This is a genomic window from Stenotrophomonas sp. YJH_SMC_131 (genome assembly GCF_059367975.1).
The window spans coordinates 109,464-132,354 of record NZ_JCAFRJ010000001.1; the positions used below are offsets into that span (position 1 = coordinate 109,464).

Genomic DNA, 22,891 nt, shown 5'->3' on the forward strand with positions numbered 1-22,891 from the left:
CCACGGTGCCGGTACGGAGGCGTCTTCTTCGCCGCCCGTGCCCGCATGCGGCGGTCGCCCGCACCGCGCTGGTGGCCCATGCCGGCCGCTGATGCCAGCCAGGAAAGCGATGTCGGCGACGTAAGCGTCGCCGACGTACTGGCGGCGCAGGCCCGGCTGCGCCGCTTCCTGCCGCCTACCCCGCTGCACCATGCCGAGCGCTTCGGCACCTGGCTGAAGCTGGAGAACCTGCAGCGCACCGGGTCCTACAAGGTCCGCGGCGCGTTGAACGCGCTGCTGGCCGGCCGCGAGCGCGGCGATACCCGGCCGGTGATCTGCGCCTCGGCCGGCAACCATGCCCAGGGCGTGGCGTGGGCGGCCTACCGCCTGGACGTGCCGGCCATCACCGTGATGCCACATGGCGCACCGGCCACCAAGATCGCCGGCGTCGCCCACTGGGGCGCGACCGTTCGCCAGCACGGCACCAGCTACGACGAGGCCTACGCCTTCGCGGTCGAACTGGCACAGCGACACGGCTACCGCTTCCTGTCCGCGTTCGACGACGCCGATGTGATCGCGGGCCAGGGCACGGTCGGCATCGAGCTGGCCGCACACGCGCCGGACGTGGTGATCGTGCCGATCGGCGGCGGTGGACTGGCCTCCGGCGTTGCACTGGCGCTGAAATCGCAGGGCGTTCGCGTGATTGGCGCGCAGGTGGAAGGCGTCGATTCGATGGCACGTGCGATCCGCGGCGACGTGCGCGAGATCGCCCCGGTTGCCTCTCTGGCCGACGGCGTGCGGGTGAAGATTCCCGGCTTCCTGACCCGCCGCCTGTGCACCTCGCTGCTGGACGATGTGGTGATCGTGCGCGAGGCCGAACTGCGCGAAACGCTGGTCCGGCTGGCGCTGGAGGAACACATCATCGCCGAGGGCGCGGGCGCGTTGGCGCTGGCGGCCGGCCGCCGCGTCGCCGGCCGCCGCAAGTGTGCGGTGGTGTCCGGCGGCAACATCGATGCCGGTGTCCTGGCCGGCCTGCTCACCGACATCCGTCCGCGCCCGCCACGCAAACCGCGGCGACGGCGCAGCGAAACCCCGCGCTCGCCGACCAAGGCCAGCGCCCTCGCCTCCCCCGCCTCTTCCCCTTCCCCCCTGCAAGCCGTCGCACCCGCTGTCGAGGAGATTTCCCTGTGACCACCATCGAACGAATTACCACCCCGCGCATCCGCATCTTCGACACCACCCTGCGTGACGGCGAGCAGTCCCCCGGCTGCAGCATGAGCCCGCCGCAGAAGCTGGTGATGGCGCGTGCGCTGGACGAACTGGGCGTGGACATCATCGAGACCGGCTTCCCGGCCAGCTCGCAATCCGACCGCGAGGCGATGGCGATGATCGGCCGCGAGCTGCGCCGCCCGAGCCTGAGCCTGGCGGTGCTGTCGCGCTGCCTGCAGGCCGATATCGAGACCTCCGCACGTGCACTGGAAGCGGCAGCCAACCCGCGCCTGCACGTGTTCCTGTCGACCAGCCCGCTGCACCGCGAGCACAAGCTGCGGATGACCCGCGAGCAGGTGCTGGAGTCGGTACGCAAGCACGTCTCGTTGGCCCGTTCCTACATCGACGACGTCGAGTTCTCGGCCGAGGATGCCACCCGCACCGAGCTGGACTACCTGATCGAGGTTTCGCGCGTGGCCATTGCCGCCGGCGCCACCACCATCAACCTGCCCGACACCGTCGGCTTCACCACGCCGGAAGAAATCCGCGCGATGTTCCAGCAGGTCATCGCCGGCGTCGCCGACGTGCCGAACGCGGCCAACGTGATCTTCAGCGCGCACTGCCACAACGACCTGGGCCTGGCGGTGGCCAACTCGCTGGCCGCCATCGAAGGCGGTGCACGCCAGGTCGAGTGCACCATCAACGGCATCGGCGAGCGCGCCGGCAACTGTTCGCTGGAAGAGATCGCGATGGTGCTGAAGGTCCGCCAGGCCTTCTACGAACAGGACAGTTCGATCAACACCCCACGCATCGTCGGCACTTCGCAGCTGCTGCAGCGTCTGGTCGGCATGCCGGTACAGCGCAACAAGGCCATCGTCGGTGCCAACGCGTTCGCCCATGAATCGGGCATCCACCAGCACGGCATGCTGCGCCATCGCGGCACCTACGAAATCATGCGTCCGGAAGACGTGGGCTGGGAAGATTCGCAGATGGTGCTGGGCCGCCACAGTGGCCGCGCCGCCGTCGAAGCGCGCCTGCGTGCGTTGGGCTTCTGGCTGGACGAAGACGAACTGAAGCTGGTGTTCGAGCAGTTCAAGGGCCTGTGCGAACAGCAGCGCGTGGTCACCGATGCCGACCTGCAGACGTTGATGCAGGGCGGCTCCAGCGCGCAGGGCTACCGCCTGGCCTCGATGACCATCAGCGACGTCGGCAGCCGCGCCAACGCGCTGGTCGAACTGTCCGACCCGGATGGCAACCGCGTGGCCGAGACCGCGCAGGGCGACGGCCCGGTCGATGCGCTGTTCGGCGCGCTGTCGGCCGCCACCGGCGTGCAGCTGATGCTGGACAGCTATCACGTGCACAGCGTCGGCATCGGTGCCGATGCGCGTGGCGAAGCCAACCTGAGTGTGCGCCATGACGGCGTGGAGTACGACGGCACCGGCACCAGCAAGGACATCATCGAAGCCTCCGCGCTGGCCTGGCTGGATGTGGCCAACCGCCTGCTGCGCCAGCGTCAGGCCGCCGTCCACAGCAGCACCGACGTTCCCGCTTCCGCCACCGCCTGAGGATCCCACCATGAGCGCCTTCGACACCCCCACCCCGGCCAGCGCCGCTGGCCAGCAGTGGAACGCCCAGGACTATGCGATCGATGCCGGCTTCGTGCCGCTGCTCGGCGGTGCGGTATCGCGCCTGCTCGACCCGCGCGCCGGTGAGCGCATCCTCGACCTGGGCTGTGGCGATGGCGTACTCAGCACCGAACTGGCCCTGAGCGGTGCGCGCATCCACGGCGTGGATGCCTCGCCGGAACTGGTGATCGCCGCCCGTGCGCGCGGCGTCGACGCCCAGCTGATGGACGGCCACGCACTGTCGTTCGACAGCGAGTTCGATGCGGTGTTCAGCAATGCGGCACTGCATTGGATGACGACTCCGGACCGCGTGCTGGAAGGCGTGCGCCGCGCCCTGCGCCCCGGTGGCCGCTTCGTCGCGGAGTTCGGCGGCCACGGCAACGTGGCCACGATCGTCGCGGCCGTGCAGGCCGCGCGCGTGGCCCACGGGCATGGCGCCAGCACCTTCCGGTGGTACTTCCCGACGGCCGATGCCTACGCCGATCGCCTGCGCCAGCATGGCTTCCAGGTGCAACTGATCGAGTGCACGCCGCGCCCGACCGCACTGCCGACCGGCGTGGCCGGCTGGCTGCGGGTATTCGCCGCACCGCTGCTGGACGACCTGCCGGCCGAGGCCCGCGCCACCGTGCGCGAGGCGGCCACCGCACTGCTGGCCGAGCTGCCGCGTGACGCATCTGGCCAGCCGCTGGCCGACTACGTGCGCCTGCGTGTGCTCGCCCGCCGTCGCTGACTTGACCGTTCCGCTTTCCTTACTGATGTTCGCTATTTCGTACTTCTGCCAGGCATACGCATGACTTCCGCACCCCGCACCCTGTACGACAAACTGTGGGACGCCCACGTGGTGGTTCCCGAATCCGACAGCGCGCCCGCCGTGCTGTACATCGACCTGCACCTGATCCACGAGGTGACCTCGCCGCAGGCCTTCACCGAACTGCGCGAACGCGGCTTGTCGCCGCGCCGGCCGGACCGCACCAAGGCGACGATGGACCACTCCACGCCGACCCTGCCGGCCGCCGCGGACGGCACGCTGCCCTATGCCAGCGCCGCCTCCGAGGCACAGGTCGCCACGCTGGCGCGCAACTGCGCCGAGCACGGCATCGAGCTGTTCGACATGGCCTCGGACAACCGCGGCATCGTCCACGTGATCGCGCCCGAGCAGGGCTTCACCCAGCCGGGCATGACCATCGTCTGCGGCGACAGCCACACCTCCACCCACGGTGCCTTCGGTTCGCTGGCGTTCGGCATCGGCACCAGCGAGGTCGGCCACGTGCTGGCCACGCAATGCCTGCTGCAGCGCAAGGCGAAGACGCTGGCGATCACCGTCGATGGGCCGCTGGCGCCGGGTGTCGGCGCCAAGGACGTGGTCCTGCACATCATCGGCGTGATCGGCGTCAATGGCGGCACCGGCCACGTGATCGAGTTCCGCGGCAGCACCATCGAAGCGATGGACATGGAACAGCGCATGACCCTGTGCAACATGTCGATCGAAGCGGGTGCGCGTGCCGGTATGGTGGCGCCGGACCAGGTCACCTTCGACTTCGTCGCCAACACCCCGCGCGGCCCAAAGGGCGCCGATTTCGAGGCTGCGGTGGCGCGCTGGCAGCAGCTGCGCAGTGATGACGGCGCGCGCTTCGACAGCGAAGTGCACATCGACGCCGCCGATATCCGCCCGACCCTGACCTGGGGCACCCACCCGGGTACCGCCATCGCGGTGGATGCGCCGATCCCGGCCGCCAACGATGCCGCCGCACAGAAGGGCCTGGACTACATGCATTTCCAGGCCGGCAAGGCGCTGGCCGGAACACCGGTGGACGTGGTGTTCGTCGGTTCCTGCACCAACGGCCGCCTGAGTGACATGCGTGAGGTGGCGCAGGTACTGCGCGGTCGTCGCGTGGCCGACCGGGTGCGCATGCTGGTGGTGCCGGGCTCGGAGATCGTCAAGCGAGAGGCCGAGGCCGAAGGCATCCATGACATCGTGCGCGCGGCCGGTGCCGAATGGCGCGAGCCGGGCTGCTCGATGTGCATCGCCATGAATGGTGATCTGGTCGCGCCCGGGCAACTGGCCGTGAGTACCAGCAACCGTAATTTCGAAGGCCGCCAGGGTCCCGGTTCGCGCACCCTGCTGGCCTCACCGATGAGCGCGGCGTGGGCCGCGGTGAACGGGCATGTCGCCGACACCCGCGAGCTGTTCGCACAGGAGGTGGCGTGATGGCCGGTTTCCGTACCTTGACCTCGGCCAGCGTGGTGCTGCGCCAGACCAACATCGACACCGACCAGATCATCCCGGCGCGGTTCCTGTCCACCACCGAACGCGCCGGCCTGGGCCGCAACGCCTTCAATGACTGGCGCTGGCAGGCCGACGGTTCACCGGTGGCCGACTTCGCCTTCAACCAGCCGCACAACGCCGGCCGCAGCATCCTGCTGGCGGGTCGCAACTTCGGCTGCGGCTCGTCGCGCGAACATGCACCGTGGGCGCTGACCGACCTGGGCCTGCGCGCCATCGTCAGCAGCGAGATCGCCGACATCTTCCGTGGCAACTCGCTGAAGAACGGCCTGCTGCCGATCGTGCTGGACGAGGCCGACGTGCAGGCGCTGATGCAGCGCCCGGATGATGAGCTGACCATCGACGTGGCCGCGCGCGAACTGCGCACGCCGGACGGCCGCGTCTATTCCTTCCCGCTGGACGGCTTCTCGCAGACCTGCCTGCTGGAAGGTGTCGACCAGTTGGGGTATCTGTTGGGCCGTGTCCCTGAAATCGAACGTTACGAGAGTGAGCATGCACGCTGAAATTGTTGTCCTGCCCGGTGATGGCATCGGCCCGGAAGTGGCCGCCGCGGCAGTCGCCGTCCTGAAGGCCGTCGCCGAACGCTTCAACCACACCTTCACCTTCAGCGAGCACGACATCGGTGGCATCGCCATCGACCGCCACGGCGAACCGCTGCCGGCGTCGACCCTGGCCGCCTGCCAGGCCGCCAGCGCGGTGCTGCTGGGCGCAGTCGGTGGCCCGAAGTGGTCCGACCCGAACGCCAAGGTGCGTCCGGAACAGGGCCTGCTGGCGATCCGCAGGGCGCTCGGCCTGTACGCCAACCTGCGCCCGGTGCGCACCCATGAGGCCGCGCTGCACGCCTCGCCGATCAAGGCCGAGCTGCTGCAGGGTGTGGACTTCGTGGTGGTGCGCGAACTGACCGGCGGCATCTACTTCGGCGACAAGACCCGCGATGCCGACAGTGCCAGCGACCTGTGCCGCTACACCGTGGCCGAGATCGAGCGCGTGCTGCGCAGTGCCTTCCGCCTGGCCCGGCAGCGGCGTGGCAAGGTCACCTCGGTGGACAAGGCCAACGTGTTGGAAACCTCGCGCCTGTGGCGCGACGTGGCCGCGCGCATCGGCCGCGAGGAGTTCCCGGAGGTGGCGCTGGAGCACCAGCTGGTCGATTCGATGGCCATGCACCTGCTGGCCAAGCCGCGCGAGTACGACGTGATCGTCACCGAGAACATGTTCGGCGACATCCTCACCGACGAAGCCTCGATGCTGGCCGGCTCACTCGGCCTGCTGCCCTCGGCCTCGCTGGGTGAACCGGGTGCGGTCGGCATCTACGAACCGATCCACGGTTCGGCCCCGGACATCGCCGGCAAGGGCATCGCCAATCCCTACGCAACGATCTTCAGCGCGGCGATGCTGCTGCGCCATTCGCTGGGGCTGGAAGACGAAGCCGCAGCAGTGGAAGCGGCGGTGCACGCGGTGCTGGATGATGGGGTGTTCACTGCCGACCTGGCCGCCAAGGGCCAGGCCGTGAGTACCGCCGCCGCCACGGATGCGGTGCTGGCCAAACTCAACTGATCCGATGGCGCCACTCCATGCGTGGCGCCTCTGCCTTTGGTCATTGTGCGCAGCCACCCATGGGGTGGCTCTACTGTAGATCCACGCCATGCGTGGATCGTTCGAATGTCGCGCAGCAGATCCACGCCATGCACGGCTGCATTATTTGGTGGTGTACCCACCATTGACCAGGATGGTCTGCCCGGTCATCCACCAGCCATCGGTGACCAGGAAGCGGATCCACGGCACGATGTCGGCGATGTCGGTCAGGCCGGTACGGGTGAACGCCGAGAGCGCGGCCGCGGTCTTGTGGTACGCCTGTGCATCGGCACTCTCGGCCGGGTAGAAGAACGGCGTGTCCATCGGGCCCGGCCCGATCGCAGTCACCGAGATGCCGCGCTCACCGAACTCCTTTGACGCCGCGCGGGTGAAATGCTCGACCGGCGCCTTGGTGCCGGCATAGCTGGAATAGAACGGCGTGAACGCACCCAGCAGCGAGGTGACCAGGGTGCAGATGCGGCCACCGTCATTGACGTGGCGGCCTGCTTCCTTGAGGAAGAAGAACGCCGCCTTGGCGTTGACCGCGCTCATCTCGTCGTACTCCGCTTCGCTGATGTCCAGCAGCGGCTTCTTCAATACCTTGCCGACCGTATTGATGGCGATGTCGGGACGGCCGGCTGCGGCCACGGCATCGGCGAACAAGCGCTCCATCGCTGCCGCCGAGGTCAGGTCGCCCTGCAGGGCTACCGCCCTGCTGCCGGCCGCCTGCACGGCGGCAACGGTTGCTTCTGCATCGGCCTGGGTGGCGGCACTGTTGTAGTGGATGACGACGGCGCTGGCACCCTGGCGGGCGAAGTCGCGGGCGATCAGGCCGCCCAGGTTCTTGGCACCACCGGCAATCAGCACAGTCTTGCCCTTGAGGGAATGGTCGGTCATGGCTTCGGTCTCAGGAGGGGGCTGCCCGGGGTGGCAACCCTGCCCTGACGACGATATCGTGCAGAAAATGCGGATAAAGCCCGCCACATTGACTTAACTTTCCAGGACCAGCGAACAATGGACCGGATCGATCGCTTCCGCATCTTCACCCGGGTCGTGGAATGCGCCAGCTTCACCCGCGCTGCCGACCAGCTCGGCCTGCCCCGCTCGACCGTCTCGGCGGCGATTGCCGAGCTGGAACAGCGGCTTGGCACCCGCCTGCTGCAGCGCTCGACCCGACGGGTATCCACCACCCATGACGGCGACGTGTTCCATGCCCGCTGCCTGCGCCTGATCGCGGAGGTTGAAGACGCCGAGTCGCTGTTCCGGCAGGACGACGCGCAACCGGCCGGTTTGCTGAAGATCGACGTACCCAGCCGCATCGGCCGTCGCATCATCGCCCCGGCGTTGCCGGATTTCTTCGCGCGCTACCCGCAGGTGGAACTGGACCTGGGCATGACCGACCGCGCGGTGAACCTGATCGAAGACGGCTGCGATGCCGTGCTGCGGGTCGGCCAGCTGGGCGATTCCAGCCTGGTGGCGCGCACGCTGGGCCAACTCGACTTCGTCAACGTGGCCGCGCCGGCCTACCTGCGCGAGCACGGCATGCCGCAGCACCCTGCCGACCTGCAGCAGCACCGCGCGGTGAACTACGCATCGCCGACCACGGCACGGGTGGAACCGTGGGAATGGCAGGATGGCGGCCAGCTGCGCACGCTGCCGATGCCCGGCTGGGTACGCGTGAACAGCGCCGAGGCCTCGATCGCGTGCTGCGTGGCGGGATTGGGGCTGTTGCAGATTCCGCGCTACGACGTGCAGGCCGAGCTGCAGTCAGGCGCATTGGTGGAGGTGATGCCGCAGTACGCGGCGCAGCCGCTGCCGGTGACCCTGCTGCAACCGCATCGGCAACACCGTGCACTGCGCGTGCAGGTGTTCGTCGAGTGGCTGCTGCCAGTGCTGCGGATCGGCCTGCAGCTGCAGTAGATCCACGTCATGCGTGGGTGCTTCTGTAGAGTCGAGCCATGCTCGACTCATCCCATCATCGCGCGAAGAGCGAAGAGCGAAGAGCAGCCGAGCATGGCTCGGCTCTACAGAAGGCAGATTCCGCGAGCAGATCCATCCACGCCATGCGTGGATGGGTGCAGCCGCAGAACCCGGGGCATTACGCCCCGGATTCGTCCGGCTTCACCCGGAACCACGCCGCGTACAACGCCGGCAGGAACACCAGCGTCAGCACCGTACCCACGATCAGACCACCCATGATCGAGATCGCCATCGAGCCATAGAACGCGCTGCGCGACAGCGGAATCATCGCCAGCACGGCCGCCAGCGCGGTCAGCACGATCGGGCGGAAGCGGCGCACCGTGGCATCGATGATCGAATGCCAGCGGTCATGCCCGGCATCGATGTCCTGCTGGATCTGGTCGATCAGGATCACCGAGTTGCGCATGATCATGCCGGCCAGCGCGATCGTGCCCAGCAGCGCGACGAAGCCGAACGGCGCACGGAACAGCAGCAGGAACAGGGTCGCACCGATGATGCCCAGCGGCGCGGTCACCAGCACCATCGCCGCACGCGAGAAGCTGCGCAGCTGCAGCATCAGCAGCGTCGCCACCACCACCAGGAACAGCGGCATGCCGGCCTTGATCGAGTTCTGGCCGCGCGCCGAGTCCTCCACGGTGCCGCCGGTTTCCAGCAGGTAGCCGCTGGGCAGCTCGGCACGGATGCCATCCAGCGTGGGCACGATCTGGTGCACCACGTCCAGCGCCTGCATGCCATCGCTGATGTCGGCGCGCACGGTCACGGTCGGCAACCGGTTGCGGTGCCAGATGATGCCGTCCTCGAAGCCGTACTCCATCGTCGCCACCTGCGACAGCGTGATGCTGCCGCCGTTGGCGGTCGGCATCGACAGGCTGGACAGCAGCTCCAGCTGGTTGCGCTCATCGGCCGGCCCGCGCAGCAGCATCTCGATCTGGCGGTTGCCTTCGCGATACACGCTCACCGACTGGCCGGCCAGCGAACTGGCCAGGAACTGGCTGACCTGGGCGCTGCTCACGCCCAGCGCGCGGGCACGCTCCTGGTCGATCACCAGCCGCACCACCTTGCTCGGCTCGCTCCAGTCCAGGTTGACGTTCATCACGTGCGGGTTCTCACGCACCTTGGCCTCGACCTGGCGCGCGATCGCCTGCACCTTCTCGATGTGCTCGCCGGAGATGCGCATCTGCACCGGATAACCGACCGGCGGGCCGTTCTCCAGGCGGGTCACGCGCATCTGCACGTCCGGGAACTTCGGAATCACCTCGTGCAGCAGCCAGTCACGGGTGCTTTCGCGCGATTTGATGTCCTTGGCCAGCACCACGAACTGGGCGAAGTTGGTCGCCGGCAGCTGCTGGTCCAGCGGCAGGTAGAAGCGCGGCGAACCGGTACCCACATAGGACACATAGTTGGCGATGCCCTCGCGGCTGGACAGCAGCTTCTCCAGCTTCTCGGCCTGGGCCTGGGTCGAGCGCAGCGACGCCCCCTCGGCCAGCTCGATGTCCACCATCAGTTCCGGCCGGGTCGAGTCCGGGAAGAACTGCTGCGGCACGAAGCGGAACATCATCAGTGAGAACACGAACAGGGCAACGGTCGCGGCGATCACCCACCAGCGGCGGCGCAGGCAGGCGTCGAGGAAGCGCCGGAAGCTGCGGTAGAACGGGCGCTGGTAGGGATCGTGGTCGTGCCCATGCTGCGGCGGTGCGATCAGGTTGGCCAGCGCCGGATAGCGGTCGGCCCACTGCTGGCGCTTGGCCAGCCAACGCGCGGACAGGCTGCCGGGCTTCGGCGGCTGCGGATTGAACAGGTCCGGCAGCATCTTGTCGCCCAGGTACGGGATGAACAGCACCGCTGCGATCCACGACACCACCAGTGCGATGGTCACCACCTGGAACAGCGAACGGGTGTATTCACCGGTGCTCGATGCCGCCGTGGCGATCGGCAGGAAGCCGGCTGCCGTGATCAATGTGCCGGTCAGCATCGGGAACGCGGTCGATTCCCAGGCGAAGCTGGCCGCGCGCAGGCGATCGAAGCCCTGCTCCATCTTGGTGGCCATCATCTCCACCGCGATGATCGCATCGTCCACCAGCAGACCCAGCGCCAGCACCAGTGCGCCCAACGAAATCTTGTGCAGGCCGATGTCGAAGTAATGCATGACGAAGAAGGTCATCGCCAGCACCAGCGGAATGGTCACGCCCACCACCAGGCCGGTGCGCAGGCCCAGCGAGAAGAAACTGACCAGCAGCACGATCACCACCGCTTCGGTCAGCACCTGCACGAACTCGCCAACCGACTCCTCCACCGACTGCGGCTGGTCGGACACCTTGCGCAGCTGCATGCCGGCCGGCAGGGTCTTCTGCAGCCGCTCGAACTCGGCGTCGAGGTTGGCGCCCAGCTTGAGGATGTCACCGCCATCCTTCATCGCCACCGCCAGGCCGATCGCCTCTTCGCCCATGAAGCGCATCTTCGGCGACGCGGGATCGGCGAAGCCACGCTTGACCTCGGCGATGTCGCCCAGGTGCACGGTGCGGTCGCCAGCACGGATCGGGAACTGGCGGATGGCGTCGATGTCGTTGAACTGGCCCGTCACGCGCAGCTGCACGCGATCGGTGGCGGTCTCGAAGAAGCTGGTGCCGGTGATCGCATTCTGGTCGGCCAGCGCCTGCTGCACCTGCTGCATCGACACACCCAGCGTTGCCAGCCGGGTGTTGGACAGTTCGATCCACACCTTCTCGTCCTGCAGGCCGACCAGGTCGATCTTGCCGACATCGGGTACGCGCTGCAGTTCCAGCTGGATGCGGTCGGCGTAGTCGCGCATCACCGCGTAGTCGAAGCCCTTGCCGGTCAACGCATAGATGTTCCCGTAGGTGTCGCCGAACTCATCGTTGAAGAACGGGCCGACAATCTCGCGCGGCAGCGTCGCATGGATGTCGCCCACGCGCTTGCGAACCTGGTACCACAGGTCCGGGATCTGCTTGGAACGCAGGCTGTCGCGCGCCATGAAGATGACCTGCGATTCGCCGGGGCGCGAATAGGAGCGGATGAACTCGTACTCGCCGGTGTTCATCAGCGCCTTCTCGATCGGCTCGGTCACCTGCCGCGAGACCTGTTCGGCGGTGGCGCCCGGCCAAAGCGTGCGCACCACCATCGCCTTGAAGGTGAATGGCGGATCCTCGGACTGGCCCAGATGCTTGTACGACCATGCGCCGATCAGCGCGAAGGCAAGCATCGCGAACAGCACCAGCGGGCGGTTGGACAACGCCCACTCGGAAAGATTGAAGCGGCGCACCGGCTTACTCCTTGGCCTTGGCGGCAGCGGCCGGCGTGGCCGGCTTCAGCACCGGGCGGTTCTGGCGGTCCACGGCGATCACCGGCTGGCCGGCACGCAACAGGTGTCCGCCGGCAGCGACCACCCAGTCACCCGCATTCACGCCGGACAGCACCGGCACCGATTCGCTGCCATAGGCACCGGTGGTGACCGACGCGGCCTTCAGCGCGCTGTTGGCCGGATCGACCACCCACACGCTGGCGGCACCGTTGGCACCGCGCTGCAGCGCACCGAGCGGCAGCTGCAGGGTGCCGTGGCGGCCGGCGCTGCTGTAGACGCGCGCGCTCTGGCCCAGTTCGACATCGGCCAGCGCATCGGCGGGCAGGCTGACCCGGGTTGCATAGGTGCGTGCCTGTGGATCGGCGGCAGCGGCGATCTCGCGGATCGTGCCTGGCAGGCGCTGGCCAGGACGGTTCCACAGCTCCACCTCGACCGGCTGGCCCACCGCATAGTCGCGGATGGTGGCCTCGGGCAGGTCGATCAGCACTTCGCGCCCGCCATCGGCGGCCAGGTTGAAGATGGTCTGGCCGGCCGACACCACCTGCCCGGCTTCGGCCTCACGGCTGGCGATCACGCCATCGGACGGCGCGCGCAGCTGTGCGTAGTCGGCCTGGTTGCGCAGCACATCGAGGTTGGCGCGGGCGGCGTTGGCCTGGCCCTGCGCGGCCTTGAAGGCGGCGGACTGCTGGTCCAGCTGCGAGCGGCTGACCAGCTGCTGGTCGGCCAGCACCTGGTAGCGCTTGAGGTCATCACGGGCACGCACCAGATCGGCTTCGGCCGCAGCAAGCTGCGCCTGCGAGGCGCGGGCCTGCAGCGCGAAGTCGGCCACGTCCAGCTCGGCCAGCACGTCGCCCTTCTTCACCCGTTGCCCGGCATCGACGTGGCGCTTGACCAGGTTGCCGCCAACGCGGAACGACAGTGGACTTTCCTGCCGCGCACGCACCGTGCCCGGGAACGCCGCCGGCGCCTGCCCGGCCTGCTCGCCAGGGTGAACCACCAGCACCGGAACGGCCGCCTGGGGCGCCTGTTCCTGTCCCGAACAGGCTGCCAGCGCAGCCATCCACACCATACCGCCCATCCAGCGCACGATCTTCATCGGTCAACGTCCTGAAAACGCAGGGTTGCAACTAAGGGGGGAGCCGCGACTGCCGGCCCAATTTAATAAACCGGCCGGTATAGTATAAATATCGAACCGCTTGGTCTAGTATTGTGGTGATGAGTTCTCACACTTCCCGCAAGCCGTCGGCCAAGCCCGCTGCCAAGGCCGCCGGACCCGGGCGCCCCAAGGACCTCGGCAAGCGCGCGGCGATCCTTGAAGCAGCCAAGACACTGTTCATCGAACAGGGCTATACCGGCGTGAGCATGGACACCATCGCCGCTCAGGCCGGCGTCTCGAAACTGACTGTGTACAGCCACTTCGGCGACAAGGAGACCCTGTTCTCCGAGGCCGTGCAGTCGAAGTGCATTGAAATGCTGCCCGATGCCCTGTTCGTGGCCGACGCGGACGGCCCGCTGCGCGACCAGCTGATCGGGATCGGTCTGGCCTTCTTCGAACTGATCACGTCCGATGCGGCGATCTCGATCCAGCGCATGATGATGGCGCCGGAGACCGACGAACGCCTGCGCGAGCTGTTCTGGAAGGCAGGACCGGAACGTACCTGCGAGGCCCTGGCTGACTTCCTGCGGGCACGCGCCGAGCGCGGCGAGCTGGAAATCACCGACTATTCGCTGGCTGGCGAGCAGTTCCTGACCCTGGTCAAGGGTGAAGTGCACATGCATATGATGTGCGGCATGCCACTGTCACCGGTGCAATGCGACCCTCTTGCCCACGTGACTGCCAGCATCGACTTCTTCCTGCGCGCCTATGCGCCGCGAGGGGCCGGGACGTCTGAATAACCAAAACTGAACGAACCGGAGGTCGCGATGACTTCCGGCACTGCGACCCCGGCCACCCGGCAGCTGATGCTCTGGGCGCGCCGCCGGCCTCCGGCACCGGTAAAATGGCCGGCCCACTGCGCTGGATTTGAACCTCATGACGATTGATTACGCCCACGCCCGCGAACTGATGGTGGAACAGCAGATCCGTCCCTGGGACGTGCTGGACATCAAGGTGCTCGACGTCCTGGCCCGCCTGCCGCGCGAGGCTTTTGTCGCCGATGCACACCGGGCACTGGCCTACGCCGATGTCGAACTGCCGATCGGCCATGGCCAGAAGATGATGAAGCCGGTCATCGAGGGCCGTACCCTGCAGGCGCTGGACCTGCAGCCGGGTGACGAAGTGCTGGAAATCGGCACCGGCAGCGGCTTCCTGTCGGCCTGCATCGGCGCGCTGGCGCGCGACGTGCTGAGCCTGGAAATCGACCCGGAGCTGGCCGCCGCCGCGCGCGCCCGCCTGGACGCGTCCGGTCTGGGCACCAACGTCCGCGTGGAAGTGGCCGACGCCCTGTCCTGGCAGACCGAACGCCGCTTTGACGTGATCTGTGTCACTGGTGCGGTCGACGTGGTGCCGTCACAGTTCGCCTCGTGGCTGCGTCCGGGTGGTCGCCTGTTCGTGATCCACGGCCGCTCGCCGGCGATGGAGGCCCTGCTGGTCAAGGCCGACGGCAGCAGCGAGTCCCTGTTCGAGACCGATATCGATTATCTGCGTGGTGCCGCCCCGGCCCCCCAGTTCCACCTCTGAGTCCAAGGAAGCCGCAATGATCCGCCGATCCCTCGCTGTTGCGCTGGCCACTGCCCTGCTGCCGTTGTCCGCCCATGCCGCCGACCTGCTGCAGGTCTACGAAATGGCGCGCAATGGCGATCCGCAGCTGTCCGCCGCCGAATCGACCCGGCTGTATGACAAGGAAGGCGCCGTGCAGGCGCGCGCCGCCCTGCTGCCGCAGATCAACGGCCAGGCCCAGCTGAACCGCACGCGCAGTGAGCCGAACGCCGACGCCAACTCCGGCTCGTTCACCAACAAGCGCCGCACCTACACGATCGACGGCAGCCAGACGCTGTTCAACTGGACCCAGATCAACAACCTGCGTTCGCAGCGCGAGCTGAGCAAGGCGGCGGACTTCACCCTCGATTCGGCCAACGACAGCCTGATCGTGCGCACCTCGGCGGCCTACTTCAACGTGCTGGTGGCGATCGAATCGCTGAATGCCGCACAGACCAATGAAGCGGCCGCGAAGAAGCAGTTCGACTTCGCCGACAAGCGCCTGGAAGTGGGCCTGGCGCCGATCACCGACGTGCACGAAGCACGCGCCCAGTACGACCAGGCGCGTGCCAACACCATCGTTGCGCAGAACACCCTGGCCGATAACTACCAGGCCCTGACCGAACTGACCGGCCAGCCGGTGACCAACCTGCGTGGGCTGCCGGCCGACTTCCGCCCGGAAGTGCCGGCCAACCGTGGCAACATCGATGAGCTGGTGCAGCAGGCCACCACCCAGAATCCGGCGCTGAAGGCGCAGGAACTGAAGGTCAGCGCCGCCGAGGCTGGCGTGCAGGCCGCCCGTGGCGGCCATTACCCGACCCTGTCGCTGGGCGGCAGCTGGGGCAAGAGCGCGACCTGGGGTGACAGCACCGGTTCCGGTTCGCTGTCGCCGGACGCCCGCACCAACAGCATCGGCCTGACCCTGAGCGTGCCGATCTTCTCCGGTGGTGCCACCCAGTCCGGCGTACGCCAGGCGCTGGCCCAGCGTGACATCGCCCAGGACGGCTACGAGCAGCAGAAGCGCGCCCTGGACCGCAACACCCGCAATGCCTACCAGACCCTGGTACAGGGCATCAGCGAAGTGGAGGCCCGTCGCCTGGCCGTGGTCTCGGCACAGAGCGCGTACGACGCCTCGCAGGTCGGCCTGGAAGTCGGTACCCGTACCGTGCTGGACGTGATCCAGAACCAGCGCATCCTGTTCTCGGCGCAGCTGGACTACGCCCAGGCCCGCTACACCTTCCTGCAGAACCGCCTGCTGCTGAGCCAGTCGCTGGGTGCGCTGGACGTGGCCGAGCTGCAGGACGTCAACCGCCTGCTGACCCAGGACGCGGGCAATCCGGCAACGACCACGCACTGATCCGTCGCCCTGCCGGCAACAAAGAAGCCACCCGCAAGGGTGGCTTTTTTGCAGGCGGTGCATCCGCCCGCAGCTACCCGTTGCGTGGCCCCGCGAACCCTCAGCCCGGCCATGCCCGCAGGCGTTCCAACGCCGCAAGGACGCACAGCGCGGCCGCCAAGGGCGCCAGCATCGGCAGCACCAGTTCGCGACCGGTTGCGCCCTGCCTCATGTCATTCCGCCGCCGCAGCACCGCCAGGCACAGCGCCGCCATCACCAGCAGGGTTGCCGGACCCGGCAGCGCCGGCAGGGTGCCCAACGGCAGCCACAGCACCAGCATCACCGCCGGCAGTCCGACCGCCGCCACGATCACACCGCGGGAGCGTCCCACTGCATCACCCGCCCCTGGCCACAGCGATGTTGCCAGCCGCAAGGCCAGCATCAGCAGCACCAGCTGCAGGGCGGCCAGGCCCGTAGCCCCCGCCAGCGGCAACAACGGCAGCATCCACTCCAATTGCGGATGCATCTCCAGCGCCACCGACAGTGGCCGGGTACTGGCAAGCGCGGAAAACTCGACCAGCCCTGCCTGCAGTGCTGCCAGCACGATCAGCAGCAGCATCGCCAGCAACGAGACCAGCGCCAGCACTGCCGGTTGCCACATCGCGCCCTGGCGGCGCAACGCAGGAAAGCCCAGTGCCAAGCCGACGCTGGCAAATACCCCCAGCAGCGGCACCGCAGCCGCCAGCACCCCGCCCAGCCCGAAGCGATACGGCGCGGTCGCCGGTGGCAGCCAGGGGATCCAGTGCGCGTAATGCACATGACGTGCCGCCAGCGCCAGCAGCAACACCCCCGCACCGATCTTCACCGTCAACAGGGCGCAGGCCACCAGCACCACACGCCGTGGCGGCAGCAATGCCAGCGCGCCCAGCATCAGCAGGCCCACCGCCGCCGTGACCTGTTCCGGCAGCCAGTCGCAGGGCTGGAGGCCTTCGGCGGCCAGCACCGTGTGCAGATGGAGGGCCATGGACTGCGCCACGCCCGCCGTGGTCGCCACCAGCTCCAGCAGCAGGGCCATGCCCAACACGCCCGCCACCCGCGGCCCCCAGCTGGCAGCCAGCAGCCCGTGCAGGCCCTCGCCCGCCGGCAACCGCAGCACCAGATCCTGCAGGCAGCACAGCACCAGGCCGGCCCCCAGTGCAGCCAGCAACAGGCTCAGCACGATGGCGGGGCCTGCCTGTGCCGCCGTGTGCTGGCCCACCAGTGCGATCACGCTACCGCCCACCAACAGTGTCAACGCCACCACCGCCAGATGGTCCGTCCCCAGTCCGGCCCCACCCGTGCCGTCCCCGCCCCTGTCGCCGTCCATCGCAAGTTCCCTTGATATCCGCCCAAGCGCGGTCGACAGCAGGCTGGCAGCCTGCGTCGTCCTGCGGAATCAGAATCGGTGGAATGTGCGCAACGATGTGATGGCAGGCACGCTGCCAGCGGCAGGGTCGGTCCAGCAACGACAGAAAAATCGTCGCTAAGCAGAATTGATGAAGTTGATCACGACAATGCTCGTCAGCGCCGCTGACTCCGCGCTGCCGCGATCACTCGCGCGGTGGTGGCAGGTGCGGCGCCACCAGGGCAAGCGTGCGTTGCAGCGCGCCGCGGCCATTGCTGACCAGCGTGCATCCCGCCCGCGCCATGTCTTCGCGGGCCTGGGCATCGTCGAGCAGGTGCTGCAGCAGATCGCCCACCGCCTGCGCGTCCTCGCCGATCAGCAGCGCTCCGGCCTCGCGCATGCGCCGGGAAATTTCCGCGAAGTTGTGCAGGTGCGGGCCGGTCACCGCCGCCGTTCCCATCGCGGCCGGCTCCAGCAGGTTGTGACCACCGATGGCCTGCAGGCTGCCGCCGACGAAGGCGACCTGGGCGCAGGCATAGAACGGCATCAGCTCGCCAAGGGTGTCGATGACGAACACGTCTGTGGCCGCGTGTGGCCACTGGTCCACGCGGCGGGTCGCCACGCTCCAGCCCTGTTCGCGCGCCAGCGCTTCCACCTTCGGGAAACGCTCGGGATGTCGCGGTGCCCACAGCAGCAGCAGCTCCGGATGCCGCTGGCGCAGGCGCCGGTGCAGGTCGATCACCGCCTGCTCCTCGCCATCATGGGTACTGGCGGCGATCCATACCGGACGAGCGGCCGGTACCCGCGCGTGGAACTGTTCGACGAAACCCTGCACATCCGGCGTGGCGATGTCGAATTTCAGGTTGCCCAGCGCCTGCACCTGGCCGGGATCCGCCCCCAGCTGCACGAAGCGCTCGGCATCGTCCTGCGACTGCGCGGCCACGCAGGTGACGGTGCGCAGCGCGCGGCGGATCAGTGCCGCCAGCAACCGGTAGCCGCGCAGCGAACGCGCCGACAACCGGGCGTTGAGGATGTACACCGGAATGCCGCGGTCACGGCAGCCGAACAGCATGTTCGGCCACAGCTCGGTTTCCAGGATCAGCGCCAGGCTGGGCTGGAAATGGCCGAGGAAACGGTTGACGCTGCCCGGCACGTCATACGGCAGGTAGACATGGTCCAGGGCGTCGCCCCACAGCGCGCGTACGCGCTCGGAGCCGGTCGGGGTGATGGTGGTGATCACCCAGCGGATGTCCGGGCGCTGCTGGCGCAGGGCATTGACCAGCGGCGCGGCGGCATTGACCTCGCCCACCGAGACCGCGTGCAGCCAGACCCGCGGCTGCCCGGTCGGCTGCGGATAGGAGGCATAGCGTTCATCCCAGCGCCGGAAGTATTCACGAACCCGGAAACCGCGCCAGACCAGGTGGTACACGGTGATCGGCAGCAGGATGTAGAGCACGACCGAATACAGGCCGCGCAGGATCCATTCGACAGGGTCTTTGCGCATGCGGCAAGGATACGGGAGCCCCCGGGGAAAGACACGCGGCCGCCTTGGTAGAATGGCCCCATGTCAGATGCCTCCACCGCCGTCCGCCCATCGCTGCGCGATCCGCGCAACTGGCCGATGTTCGCCGCCATGTTCGGCGCCTTCGCCATCGCCCGCCTGCCGTGGATGCTGCAGCGCGCGCTGGGCCGGGGCGTCGGCTGGATCACCTGGCGCCTGCTCGGCAGCCGCCGCCGCGCCGCCGAAGTCAACCTGCAGCTGTGCTTCCCCGAGAAGGACGAAGCCTGGCGCCAGCGCCTGGTGCGCGACAGTTTCGATGCGCTGGGCGTGGGCGTGTTCGAGTGCATCCGCGCCTGGTGGGGCAGCATCGACCGCATCCGCCCGCAGGTACGGATCGAAGGCCTGGAACACCTGCGGCAGATGGAGGCTGAAGGCCGCGGCGTGCTGCTGGTCTCAGGCCACTTCATGACCCTGGAAATGTGCGGACGCCTGCTGTGCGACTACGTCGACCTGTCCGGCATGTACCGCAAGCACAAGAACCCGGTGTACGAGTGGGCGGTGAAGTTCGGCCGCCTGCGCTATGCCAAGGCGATGTTCGCCAACGAGGACATCCGCGCGACCGTGCGCCACCTGAAGAAGGGCGGCTTCCTCTGGTACGCGCCGGACCAGGACATGCGTGGCAAGGACACCGTGTTCGTGCCGTTCTTCGGCCACACCGCTTCGACCATCACCGCCACCCACCAGCTGGCAAGGATGACCGGTTGTGCAGTGATCCCGTACTTCCACCGCCGCGAAGGCGGGAAGTACGTGCTGAAGATCGGCGCACCGCTGGAGAATTTCCCCAGTGAGGACGTGGAAGCCGATACCACGCGGGTCAACCAGGCCATCGAAGAGATGGTGCGCGAAGCCCCCGACCAGTACCTGTGGATCCACCGCCGCTTCAAGCGCCAGCCCGGCGGCCGGAGTGATTTCTACAAATAGCCGGATGCGGTGGAAGGGCCGGCGTCCTCGTGGCGCCAACCTTGGTTGGCGCCGGATGAACCGAGGCCGGTCCCGGGGAGCCCACCAAGGTTGGCAACTACTGCATCGGCGGAGATTCGTCCGATTCGCGGGCCAGCAGACTGCCGGCGAACAGGGCCGCCAGCAGCACGGTCAGGCCGCCCCAGAACGCAGAATAGAACGCCAGGTGCGTATTGAGCGGGAACACGGTAACCGCCAGCGCCAGCATCGCCGGGCGGGCGCGGTCACGCGCCGCCGGCGGTGCATAGCGCCAGGCCCGCCAGGCCTGCGCCACCGCCGCCAGCCACAGCAGCAGGCCCAGCACGCCGGTCTCGGCCAGGATTTCCAGCACGATCTGGTGGGCGTGCAATGCCGGTTGATTGCCCCACACGGCGGGGCCCTCGTCTGACACGCAGGCCGGATACGCATCACGGAAGCCGCGCGCACCGACACCGTTGACCGGATGTTCCTCGATCATGCACACCGCCGCCGTCCAGATGCGCGCGCGCCCCGAAAGCGCCTCGTCAACGCCCTGCCCGTCTTCGTTCCATGCCTGTGCCGTGCGCGCAACACGCTCGCGCAGCTGCGGCACGCCCGCTGTCAGTGCGGCCGTACCCAGCGCTGCCACAAGGGCCAGCAGCAGCAGCCGCTTCCAGCCGAACTGGCGCAGTCCGCTGTAGGCCAGCACCAGCACAAAGGTGATCCACGAGGCGCGCGAACCGGCCAGCAGCAGCACGCCTCCCAGTGCGGCGGCGGCCAGCAACCACCCCGCACTGCCGAAACGCCGCGCCATCGGCAGCAGCAGGAAGGGTGACAGGCTGGCCAGCACCTGGCCGAATTTCAGGTTGCAGGGCCCGAGCGCGCCACTGAGGCGGTCGGCCAGTGCGGCTTCGTCGGCCGGGCACAGCGCGTGGCCACTTACGGCCAGCTTCAGGTGATCCAGCGACCAGAACCATGGGCTGGTGCCGGCCAGCGCCTGTACCAACGCGTCCAGCGTCCACGCGCCGGTGATCAGCGCCAGGCCACCGAAGGTCAGCCGCCGCCGTTCCGGCGTGGCTACCGCGATCGCCACCAGCCACATGAAGGGCAGGTAGCGAAGTCCGGCGGCAGCCTTGGTCCACGAGGCCGCCGGATCGATCGCATCGATGGCCGAGAACGCCTGTGGCAGCCAGTAGCCGAGGAACAGGATCGAGGTCAGGGCCCACGCCGCCGTGCTCAACAGGTGCGGGCGGCGCTGCAGCCGGCGCATGACCATGCGCACGGCAGCATAGAGCGCGCCAAGGCCGAGCACGGTTTCAGCGATACCTGGCAACGGCCACATCGCCACGTACGCCAGCACCCACCAGGGTGCCCAGCGCCCAGCGCGGTCGTCGCGCACGATGGCAGCGGGGTCAGCCGGCGAGATCGGCATAGAGGCGGAGGGTATCGCGCTGCATGGCCTGCAGGGTAAACGGGATGCGGGTCGGCAAGGATGGCGGCTGCGCCAGCAGGGCCAGCGCACGTTCACCCAGCGCGCGCGCGTCGCCGAGCGGCACCGCGCCGCCGGGCTGCAACTGCTGCAGCAGTTCGCCGACGCCACCGTGGTCCCAGCCCAGCACCGGGCGGCCGACCGACAGCGCCTCGACCACAGTGCGGCCAAAGGCTTCCGGCTTGTCCGACAGCTGCAGCACCAGATCGCTGGCGGCGTAGGCCAGGGCGATGCGTGCGGTAGGCGTGCTGATCTGTACGGCCTCGGCCACGCCCAGTGCCGCAGCCTGGCGGCGCAGATCGGCCACGTAGGCCTCACGCCCGGGTTCCTCGGTACCCAGCATCCACAGCTGCGCAGGCACGCCGGCGGCACGCACGTCGGCCAGCAGCTGCAGCGCGTGGGCGTGGCCCTTCAGCCGGGTACCGCGCCCGGGCAACAGCAGCAGCGGGCCATCAACCTGCGCCAGCCAGGGATAATCGGCGGCCAGGGCCAGCCGCGGGCGACGGTCGGCACGTGCTACGCGTGGGAACTGGCCGACATCGACACCGCGGGGAATGACCTGCAGTTTTTCTTCCGGCACCGTCGGGTAGTGGCGTTGCACGAAGGCGCGCACGGTATTGGACACGCAGATCACGCGTTCGCCACTGGTCATCACCGCACTGTAGCGGCTGGGCGAATTCAACCCGTGCACGGTGGTCACCCAGTGCGGGCGCTGTGCGGCGGGCATGGCGCGGATCGCGTACAGGCCCAGCCAGGCCGGCAGCCGCGAACGGGCGTGCACGATGTCCGCACCGACCTCGGCAAACAGGCGGCGCAGGGTCGGCAGATGGCGCAGGGTCAGCAGCGACTTGCGGCCGATGTCCAGGGTGAGGTGCTCGGCACCGCTGTCCAGCAGCGGCTGCACCAGGCGGCCACCGGCGGACACCACCAGTGCACGATGGCCGGCCGCGACCAGGGCAGCAGCGATTTCCAGGGTCGAGCGCTCGACACCGCCGGAGTGCAGCGCCGGCAGCAACTGCACCACGGTCAATCGGCGCATCGAAGGGGCCGCCGTTTAGTCGGCCAGCACGAACACGGAACCGCAGTACGGGCACTGCGCTTCACCGTTGGGCTCGTCTTCGATCGGCAGGTACACGCGCGGATGCGAGTTCCACAGCGCCATTTCCGGGGTCGGGCAACTCAACGGCAGATCGCTGCGGTGCACGGTGTAGCGCTTCTCGGCGTTGGCGGGCGCGGTGGCGGTATGGCTCATGGCGGATGTCGGTGAACGGGTTGCGAGGCCTGTGATTCTAGCATCTGGGCCGCACCGACATTGCGCCACAACGGGCCTTTGCGCGCTCCCGCCGATGCCTCGCATCTCCCCGCCGCACGCCGGGCGGCGGCGGCGCCGGGGATTTCGCGGTCGTTCCGGCAGGTTCGCTCGCCAGAATCGACTCCAGCGATATTTCCCGCATTTGGATCGAACTAAATGGCACTTGCCAGCGCGCGACGGCTGTTGCAGGATCGGGCCAGGTCGCACCCCGACCCACCCAATCCA

The 22,891-nt window shown here is 68.1% G+C and carries 19 protein-coding genes; 11 read left to right on the forward strand and 8 right to left on the reverse strand.

Annotated elements, in window-relative coordinates:
* Positions 1-78 precede the first annotated feature (78 nt).
* Genes AC5P56_RS00475 through leuB form a run of 6 tightly spaced genes read left to right on the forward strand, consistent with a single transcriptional unit; the run spans position 79 to position 6,651 of the window.
* Positions 79-1,170: a threonine dehydratase gene (locus tag AC5P56_RS00475; protein ID WP_049420878.1), complete on the forward strand. Its 1,092-nt coding sequence runs from the start codon at positions 79-81 to the stop codon at positions 1,168-1,170.
* Entirely contained in the window at positions 1,167-2,753 is a 1,587-nt protein-coding gene (locus AC5P56_RS00480) for a 2-isopropylmalate synthase (RefSeq protein ID WP_049440612.1), read from the forward strand. The genes AC5P56_RS00475 and AC5P56_RS00480 overlap by 4 nt, the downstream gene beginning before the upstream one ends.
* A gap of 10 nt (positions 2,754-2,763) precedes the next feature.
* A complete protein-coding gene (locus AC5P56_RS00485) occupies positions 2,764-3,543 on the forward strand; it encodes a class I SAM-dependent methyltransferase (RefSeq protein ID WP_032958187.1) in 780 nt (259 codons plus the stop codon).
* Between the two features lie 60 nt (positions 3,544-3,603).
* On the forward strand, positions 3,604-5,022 hold the full coding sequence (gene leuC / locus AC5P56_RS00490) for a 3-isopropylmalate dehydratase large subunit (protein WP_049440614.1): 1,419 nt from the start codon (positions 3,604-3,606) through the stop codon (positions 5,020-5,022).
* Positions 5,022-5,600, forward strand: coding sequence for a 3-isopropylmalate dehydratase small subunit (gene leuD, locus AC5P56_RS00495; RefSeq protein WP_005410953.1), 579 nt, complete (start codon positions 5,022-5,024; stop codon positions 5,598-5,600). Before leuC ends, leuD begins: the two co-directional genes overlap by 1 nt.
* Positions 5,590-6,651, forward strand: a complete 1,062-nt coding sequence (gene leuB, locus AC5P56_RS00500) for a 3-isopropylmalate dehydrogenase (RefSeq protein ID WP_049440616.1) — start codon at positions 5,590-5,592, stop codon at positions 6,649-6,651. The genes leuD and leuB overlap by 11 nt, the downstream gene beginning before the upstream one ends.
* 141 nt (positions 6,652-6,792) lie before the next feature.
* On the opposite strand, the gene AC5P56_RS00505 is transcribed toward leuB, so the two are convergent.
* Positions 6,793-7,566, reverse strand: coding sequence for an SDR family oxidoreductase (locus AC5P56_RS00505; protein ID WP_049440618.1), 774 nt, complete (start codon positions 7,564-7,566; stop codon positions 6,793-6,795).
* Positions 7,567-7,683: 117 nt separating this feature from the next.
* Here AC5P56_RS00505 and AC5P56_RS00510 point away from each other — a divergent pair, with 117 nt between their 5' ends.
* Positions 7,684-8,589, forward strand: a complete 906-nt coding sequence (locus AC5P56_RS00510) for a LysR family transcriptional regulator (RefSeq protein WP_014648342.1) — start codon at positions 7,684-7,686, stop codon at positions 8,587-8,589.
* Positions 8,590-8,767: 178 nt separating this feature from the next.
* Here the strand turns inward: AC5P56_RS00510 and AC5P56_RS00515 are convergent, their stop codons facing one another.
* Together AC5P56_RS00515 and AC5P56_RS00520 are read right to left on the reverse strand one after the other, a co-directional pair.
* Positions 8,768-11,929, reverse strand: a complete 3,162-nt coding sequence (locus AC5P56_RS00515; RefSeq protein ID WP_049440619.1) for an efflux RND transporter permease subunit — start codon at positions 11,927-11,929, stop codon at positions 8,768-8,770.
* 4 nt (positions 11,930-11,933) lie between these two features.
* The gene (locus tag AC5P56_RS00520; RefSeq protein ID WP_049440621.1) at positions 11,934-13,064 is read right to left on the reverse strand and encodes an efflux RND transporter periplasmic adaptor subunit; all 1,131 of its coding nucleotides are present in this window, start codon (positions 13,062-13,064) and stop codon (positions 11,934-11,936) included.
* Positions 13,065-13,183: 119 nt separating this feature from the next.
* Between AC5P56_RS00520 and AC5P56_RS00525 the strand changes: the two genes are divergently transcribed.
* From AC5P56_RS00525 to AC5P56_RS00535, 3 genes are all read left to right on the forward strand, one after another.
* Positions 13,184-13,864 carry a TetR/AcrR family transcriptional regulator gene (locus tag AC5P56_RS00525; RefSeq protein WP_049440624.1) on the forward strand — a complete coding sequence of 227 codons (681 nt, stop codon included), beginning with the start codon at positions 13,184-13,186 and terminating at the stop codon, positions 13,862-13,864.
* 136 nt (positions 13,865-14,000) lie between these two features.
* Complete coding sequence (locus AC5P56_RS00530) at positions 14,001-14,648, forward strand: protein-L-isoaspartate O-methyltransferase family protein (RefSeq protein WP_014648346.1); 648 nt, start codon at positions 14,001-14,003, stop codon at positions 14,646-14,648.
* Between the two features lie 16 nt (positions 14,649-14,664).
* Complete coding sequence (locus AC5P56_RS00535; protein ID WP_014648347.1) at positions 14,665-16,023, forward strand: TolC family outer membrane protein; 1,359 nt, start codon at positions 14,665-14,667, stop codon at positions 16,021-16,023.
* A 100-nt stretch (positions 16,024-16,123) separates the two neighbouring features.
* On the opposite strand, the gene AC5P56_RS00540 is transcribed toward AC5P56_RS00535, so the two are convergent.
* The gene (locus AC5P56_RS00540) at positions 16,124-17,368 is read right to left on the reverse strand and encodes an amino acid transporter (RefSeq protein WP_075077186.1); all 1,245 of its coding nucleotides are present in this window, start codon (positions 17,366-17,368) and stop codon (positions 16,124-16,126) included.
* A gap of 223 nt (positions 17,369-17,591) precedes the next feature.
* The gene (gene waaA, locus AC5P56_RS00545; protein ID WP_014648349.1) at positions 17,592-18,890 is read right to left on the reverse strand and encodes a lipid IV(A) 3-deoxy-D-manno-octulosonic acid transferase; all 1,299 of its coding nucleotides are present in this window, start codon (positions 18,888-18,890) and stop codon (positions 17,592-17,594) included.
* Positions 18,891-18,950: 60 nt separating this feature from the next.
* Here waaA and AC5P56_RS00550 point away from each other — a divergent pair, with 60 nt between their 5' ends.
* On the forward strand, positions 18,951-19,868 hold the full coding sequence (locus AC5P56_RS00550; protein ID WP_014648350.1) for an LpxL/LpxP family Kdo(2)-lipid IV(A) lauroyl/palmitoleoyl acyltransferase: 918 nt from the start codon (positions 18,951-18,953) through the stop codon (positions 19,866-19,868).
* A gap of 97 nt (positions 19,869-19,965) precedes the next feature.
* Here AC5P56_RS00550 and AC5P56_RS00555 read toward each other — a convergent pair whose 3' ends face one another.
* From AC5P56_RS00555 to AC5P56_RS00565, 3 genes are read right to left on the reverse strand one after another with little or no spacing between them, the layout of a single operon-like run.
* Positions 19,966-21,297 carry an O-antigen ligase family protein gene (locus tag AC5P56_RS00555; protein WP_134809267.1) on the reverse strand — a complete coding sequence of 444 codons (1,332 nt, stop codon included), beginning with the start codon at positions 21,295-21,297 and terminating at the stop codon, positions 19,966-19,968.
* Positions 21,278-22,393 carry a glycosyltransferase gene (locus tag AC5P56_RS00560; RefSeq protein ID WP_014648352.1) on the reverse strand — a complete coding sequence of 372 codons (1,116 nt, stop codon included), beginning with the start codon at positions 22,391-22,393 and terminating at the stop codon, positions 21,278-21,280. The genes AC5P56_RS00555 and AC5P56_RS00560 overlap by 20 nt, the downstream gene beginning before the upstream one ends.
* Before the next feature lie 15 nt (positions 22,394-22,408).
* A complete protein-coding gene (locus AC5P56_RS00565; RefSeq protein ID WP_005410967.1) occupies positions 22,409-22,606 on the reverse strand; it encodes a zinc-finger domain-containing protein in 198 nt (65 codons plus the stop codon).
* Positions 22,607-22,891: the final 285 nt, after the last annotated feature.